Here is a 6,496-nt window from a genome sequence, read left to right as displayed (position 1 = left end):
AAGTTTCATATATCTGGCTATGAGTAAAGTTATGTTAAGTAGGGAATATGCTTGATTTACTGGTTTGTGGACAACCTCTAAGATTTCTTCTTTCATCTTGCGAAAGAATTCTCTTCCGTCTTCATGTGTAAGAAAACGTCTCCCTTTTTCTTTCATCCAATCTAGCATTTTTTCTTGGAAGCGAGCGTAAACATTCTGTCTATCAATATCATTAAATTGCTCGCCTAGCTCACTTTTGATAATATCCGCTAGTTTTATTTCATTGGGCTGATTTACTGCAAATACTAACTTATCAAAAAATTCTTTTATATTGTCTTCCAACCTACCTTCATTCATCATTCGTCCAAATTCACGTTGCCACGTCTGATTTCTTTCCAATTTCCTTTTTGAGTTCTGATCTGGCTTGTTTTGGAGTTTTTTTATCTCCTCTTCTAATTCTTCCATCGCTTCTTCTACAGCACTTTCAAATGCTGGTTGCACTACTGAAATCATGTTATTGTGAATATAAGAGAACTTATATCTAGTGCCACCATCTTTAAAAAAGACATCACTAGTGTCGATTACTTCAACTAAAATTTCTATTTCCTCGTTTGGTCCTAAAGTTTTTACCTTCAACTTCTTCACTGTGTTTCGTGCTGTGCTTTGATCCAGATCAAAATCGATATTAGTACAGATAATAAAATCTTTCAGGTTACCATCTGCAAAATCTTGATTATTTTTGATCTTTAGGTAAGAAACAAAATACTTTGCTAATCCAAACTCACCACTTTTATCTTTTGTAAGTAAGTTCCCTACTCCAATTTTCTTGTTATCTTCATCTTGTGTGTGTTTAGCCTGCAAAAAACGGTATACTTTCTTACTACCTTGGGTACATTCAAATACTAAATCATCGAACTTTCTGGCCTCTTCTATTTCTGTACCTAAGCGAAAAGAGTGCTGATAGAGCACTCCTCGATGCAAAAATAGCATCAATACCTTTAGCTGGTAGATATTACCGTGCATAACTAGTTACCTCATACAGGCTGCTATAAATTTGTTTGATCTAGAATTAAAGATTACCAAACACCTAAAATAATGCAATAGAGTCTTTATGTGTTGATAGAAAGGCCTTCGAGGGTAGGAATTGCCTGGCAAACTCTTAATTCTTGATTTAAAAAAGACTTTCCAAAGACTCCCCAAATCTAATATGTAATTGCTGTAGGCTGCATTTAGTAATATAATCTCATATTAAATAAGACGTTACTTAAGTTTATGCTAGATTCTCCGCTAATTTTGACAGCCATTCTTATATTTTTCATTTTTACGTTGTCATTCTTTTTTATAAGAAAGATATTTGGTTCCACAAACAAGAAGATAATAAAATCCTTTAGGAAAATTGTTCAGCAAATAAATGCATTAGAAACAGAAATGCAGAGCTTATCTGATGAGGAGCTTGCTGGTAAAACTGAAGAATTCAAACGAGAATTGAAAAATGGGAAAACGTTAAATGATCTTCTCGTACCTGCATTTGCAGTTGTGCGTGAAGCCTCTCGAAGGTTTCTTAACATGAGGCACTTTGATGTTCAACTGATTGGTGGAATGGTGCTCCACAATGGCATGATATCAGAAATGAAAACAGGAGAGGGAAAGACACTCGTTGCAACTTTAGCAGCATATCTAAATTCCTTAGAAGGGAAAGGCGTACATGTCGTAACTGTTAACGACTACCTTGCAAAACGAGACACAGAGTGGATGAGCAAATTATATAATTCTCTTGGGGTTTCTGTTGCGTTTATTACGAATAACTTGACAGACGAAGAGAGGAAAGAGGCTTACAGTGCAGATATCGTGTATTCCACAAATAACGAGCTTGCCTTTGATTACCTGCGAGACAATATGAAATTTTCTCAAGAAGACATGGTTCAGAGAGGCTTTCACTACGGAATAGTTGATGAAGTGGACTCAATACTCATTGATGAAGCTCGCACTCCGCTTATTATTTCTGGCCCGGTTGAGGAAAACAATCAGATATATAAGCATATCAATAAAATAGTAACTAAATTAGTTGACTCCGATTATGAAGTAGATGAAAAAGGTAGAACGGTATTCTTGACTGAAGATGGTATTTCACGAGTGGAGGAACTACTAAGGTCATACAATCTCATTCCTGAAAATTCCTCGCTCTATGATACTGACAGCATGATAATGACTCATTATATAGACCAAGCATTACGTGCATATAAGCTGTTTACTGCTGATAAAGATTATATAGTAAAGGATGGCAAGGTAGTGATTATTGATGAATTTACTGGGCGTATGATGGAGGGCAGGAGATATTCCGATGGTCTTCATCAGGCACTTGAAGCGAAGGAGAATCTTGAAATTCAGCATGAAAACCAAACTTTAGCATCGGTCACATTTCAGAATTACTTTCGTATGTACAATAAACTTTCCGGAATGACGGGAACAGCAGCAACAGAGGCAGAAGAGTTTCGTGATATATACAGATTAAATGTAGTAAAAATTCCAACCAATGTACCTGTAAAAAGAGTTGATATTGATGATGAAATTTACGGTACAGAAAAGGAAAAATTTAATGCTGTGTTGAAGTTTATAGAAGAATGCTACAAACGCCTTCAACCGGTCCTTGTTGGCACGGTGAGCATCGAAAACTCTGAGAAGCTTTCTGCGCTTTTGCAAAGCCATTCTCTTAAGCATTCAGTATTAAATGCTCGTTATCATGAACAAGAGGCGTACATAATAGCGCAAGCTGGAGTGCCAGGTAGTATCACTATAGCAACTAACATGGCAGGACGTGGAACTGATATTCAGCTTGGTGGAAATGCTGAAATGATTGCAAAGGTGGAGCTAAAGAAGATAAAAAATGCTGATGAAAGAGAAAAAAAATACCAAGAAATAGTTGAAAGAGTAAAAAAAGATAAGGAAATTGCTATAAAAGCTGGTGGTTTATGTGTGGTTGGAACCGAAAGACATGAAAGCAGGAGAATAGATGATCAATTACGCGGCCGTTCTGGTCGTCAGGGGGATCCTGGACTTTCTAAGTTCTTTTTATCGCTCGAAGATGACCTAATGAGAATATTTGGTTCTGATAGAATGAGAAGCTTTTTACAAAAAGTAGGGTTAAAGAATAACGAAGCTATTCATCATCCATGGATCAATAAGGCACTCGAGAAAGCGCAAAAGAAAGTTGAAGCTAGAAACTATGACGTGCGGAAATCTCTACTTAAGTTTGATGACGTAATCAATAACCAACGTAAAGTTATTTTTAAGCAGAGAAACAATATCTTAGGCAACGAAATTAATGATTTGTTTGAAGTGTATAGCGAAGTAAATGAGAGCGTAGTAGAAGGTATAATCCAAAGTGGCTATTACGAAGATTATGTTGAAGATATAGCCAAAGAATTCCATACAAGGTATGGAATAACGCTTGATAAAGAAGACTTGGCAAAGTTTTTGAATAAACAAGAAGCTTTGAATTATGTAAATGATAAGATACAAGAATTTTTTACTGAGAAAGAAAAATATTTCAACAGTCAGCACACTACAGATTTGTGGAATACGATCGTGAAGCAAATGATGATAATGACACTTGATCATTTATGGAGGGAACACCTTTCAGTTCTAGAGAGCCTAAGACAAAGCATAAGCTTACGTGCTATGGGGCAGAAAGATCCACTGAATGAATTTAAACGCGAAGCTTTCTTGATGTTTGAGTCGATGCTTGAAAAATGGAAGGAACTCACCATTCATCGCCTAGCGCACTTTAAGTTGGCAGACAACCAAGAGATAGGCAATAGATTACATTCTGCTAGAAATAGCAGACTTCCCAAAGTCTCAAGAAACGACAAGTGCCCTTGTAATTCTGGAAAGAAGTACAAACACTGCCACGGCGCGGTTACTGTGGTGAATTAGGAGCTGTAGTCTGTCCACCTATGTTACTGCATCTAACCTCACTTAGCTTACTGTTTAATGAATGCTCTGATGACTTATATGCAACCCCATAGGAAATTCCACCAACGATCAGTGCAGATGCCACAGTAATTCCAACTATTGCTAGTGCAGGTAATGCAGTAGCATAAATGAGTGCTAATGGAGCAACAATGGCAGCTAATATACCTACAGTAATTCCTGCTGTTATAGCTTTAGGTCTATGAATAAATGATGGATCTGCACCATAATTTAGCAGAAGTTTCGCTACTTTTGGATGTTGATAATTTAGTCTTGGATGTTCACCATGAGTGTAATAAACAGCATAATATAAAGGAGTTCTTCCGTCTTTATCTTGTGCATTAACGTCTGCTCCCTCTTCTAGCAAAACTTCTACTACTTGTGTGTATCCATTCTCAGCAGCATAATGTAAAGGACTTCTTCCATATCTGTCCACTACATTAACATCTGCCTCTTTTTTTATAAGATGTTTTACTACTTCTATATGACCACTATAAGCTGCATAATGCAAAGGAGTCCCTTTATCTTCATTTTGTGCATTAACGTCTGCTCCTTCTTCTAGCAAAACTTCTACTACTTGTGCATGCCCATGCTGAGCAGAATAATGTAAGGAGGTTTTTTCCCATTCATCTTGTACATTAACATTAGCTCCGTTTTTTGTTAAGTATCTTACTACTTTTTCATAGCCATTTTCAGCTGCTATAAGTAATAAATTGCACTTGAGCACTATAAACGTGTAATTTATATCAAATTCGCTTTTTTTCCACTCATCATATATAAGTTGATTTTCCTGCTGCAGCTTATCTTTAATTCTATCAATTAAATTTTCCTTACTCAGATCTGGACTACTGTTGACTTCTTGTAGTATTAACCTTAATGTCATTTCCTTCTCCAAGATATAAAATTTTATTATGGCATATGGAGTGGATTATGTCAATGAAAAACTAAGAAACTGGTTCTTCTTTTTTTCTATAGCTTTAGGTTTACCTACAATTTGAAAAACAACAAATTCGTCATTCCGCTACTCGTTAGCGCCTCGGCGGTATGATGTAGGGAAACCTTTCTTGGGTTAGCTATAAAGTTAAAATTCGACCAGGGCAGCCGCAATAAGGTAGCAAACGCCATCATGTCTTTAGGAGAGTTTGCTAATGAAGGCTCTTAAGTTGACGCCATTGCCTGAACGGATACGCCAATTTTTATGTTCATTTGTAACCGTCTATTATTTTACACCCCAGTCTTTTTCAAATATTGCTAGCCCTTGGTCAGTAAGTGGGTGATTAATTAATTGTCTAAGTACTTTTGCTGACACAGTAATTGAATCAGCACCAAGCCTTGCAGCTTCTATTACATGCGCTGGGCTTCTCACTGATGCAACAAGAACTTTAGTATCAAAACCGTAATTAGAATATATAGTACATATATCTTCTATTAGCGATAAGCCATCATAGCTTATATCATCAAGGCGACCAACAAAGGGGGAAATAAAACAAGCACCGACCTTAGCGGCAAGCAGTGCTTGTCCAGGAGAAAAACATAATGTGATGTTAACAGGTATTTTATGCTCTGTCCACAACTTTTTACAAGAAATTAATCCTTCATGTGTAAGAGGTAATTTGATCACAACATTATCAGCAATTTTTGCTAAATTCAGACCTTCTGTGATCATCTCTTCATGGCTATCTGCAACAACTTCAACACTAACAGGCCCTTTTATAATAGAGCATATTTCACGCACTAAATCCTCGTATTTATCTTTACGCCCGGACTTTGCTATTAAAGAAGGATTAGTTGTTATGCCGTCAATGAACTCCTTTAGTTCTTTAATTTCATTTAAATCAACGCTATCAAGAAAAATTTCCATATTAATCTCCCATAAAAAAAATACCCTTGCAAAATCTTGTCATCCTACCGCTTGACTTACAACCGTATGAACTTCCTGCGTTGTAAACATCAAACGGCCGATAACACAACTGTACAAATATTGAGACATAAGAGTAATTTGTACCAAGAAAAAAGATGTCATCCCAGTGCCCAGACCCCTTAGACAATGTACCATCTTTTGATTTTGTCCATTCTGGGCGGGGTTTTCAAGTTCTTTGATCTTAAATACTACATCTACTTTATCAAGATCAATGTTGACTTCTTTTACTAATGTCCTAATAAGACTACGTTTGGCTTGCCAATCTAGGTCCGATTTAACACTAGAATAAAAGCCCTTTATGCTATTTGTAATAAGATTCATTTTCTGCCGTATTCCCTTTTTCTTCTCTCCTTTAATCTCTTTTAAACGTTCCTTCACTTTTTTTATTGCCTGCTTAAAGTCTTCCTTACTTATAGTTAGTGCATACTTTGTTGCCGTAAAAACTTCTGGTACCCAAACAATTGTAATAAGTATACACAATCTTTGTCAACTATTTTCGGCACTGGTATATAAATCCAATTCTCTTCATCTGTACTATAAATAGAGTGACCTTACCCAGAAAAAGTGGAGAGAAAGAAAGGAGTTTTTTCGGGTAAAATAAAATTTTGGAGGATTAGAAATGGCAAG

Annotated in this window: 4 protein-coding genes and 1 pseudogene; 1 reads left to right on the top strand and 4 read right to left on the bottom strand. The window is 36.3% G+C overall.

Annotated elements, in window-relative coordinates:
* Nucleotides 1–1,002: pseudogene (locus tag BA053_RS04880) on the bottom strand (hypothetical protein); the annotation flags it as partial.
* A gap of 249 nt (nucleotides 1,003–1,251) precedes the next feature.
* Between BA053_RS04880 and secA the strand changes: the two are divergent.
* Nucleotides 1,252–3,912 (top strand): preprotein translocase subunit SecA, encoded by a 2,661-nt coding sequence (gene secA, locus BA053_RS04875; RefSeq protein ID WP_065106825.1) that lies wholly within the window; start codon nucleotides 1,252–1,254, stop codon nucleotides 3,910–3,912.
* On the opposite strand, the gene BA053_RS04870 is transcribed toward secA, so the two are convergent.
* The 3 genes from BA053_RS04870 to BA053_RS04860 all read right to left on the bottom strand — a co-directional run bounded on the left by BA053_RS04870 (nucleotide 3,896) and on the right by BA053_RS04860 (nucleotide 6,349).
* Nucleotides 3,896–4,831, bottom strand: coding sequence for an ankyrin repeat domain-containing protein (locus tag BA053_RS04870; RefSeq protein ID WP_065095415.1), 936 nt, complete (start codon nucleotides 4,829–4,831; stop codon nucleotides 3,896–3,898). The genes secA and BA053_RS04870 overlap by 17 nt on opposite strands.
* 336 nt (nucleotides 4,832–5,167) lie before the next feature.
* A complete protein-coding gene (gene fsa / locus BA053_RS04865) occupies nucleotides 5,168–5,809 on the bottom strand; it encodes a fructose-6-phosphate aldolase (RefSeq protein ID WP_065095095.1) in 642 nt (213 codons plus the stop codon).
* A gap of 39 nt (nucleotides 5,810–5,848) precedes the next feature.
* A complete protein-coding gene (locus BA053_RS04860; protein WP_245611081.1) occupies nucleotides 5,849–6,349 on the bottom strand; it encodes a hypothetical protein in 501 nt (166 codons plus the stop codon).
* Nucleotides 6,350–6,496 lie beyond the last annotated feature (147 nt).

The sequence above is a fragment of the Wolbachia endosymbiont of Nomada ferruginata genome (assembly GCF_001675785.1).
Lineage (GTDB): Bacteria > Pseudomonadota > Alphaproteobacteria > Rickettsiales > Anaplasmataceae > Wolbachia > Wolbachia pipientis.
This window is presented reverse-complemented; position numbering and strand designations above follow the sequence as displayed.

Excerpts from the sequence above, each read along its gene's own strand:
- secA (WP_065106825.1), top strand. The coding sequence starts at position 1,252 with ATGCTAGATTCTCCGCTAATTTTGACAGCCATTCTTATATTTTTCATT.
- BA053_RS04870 (WP_065095415.1), bottom strand. The coding sequence starts at position 4,831 with ATGACATTAAGGTTAATACTACAAGAAGTCAACAGTAGTCCAGATCTG.
- fsa (WP_065095095.1), bottom strand. The coding sequence starts at position 5,809 with ATGGAAATTTTTCTTGATAGCGTTGATTTAAATGAAATTAAAGAACTA.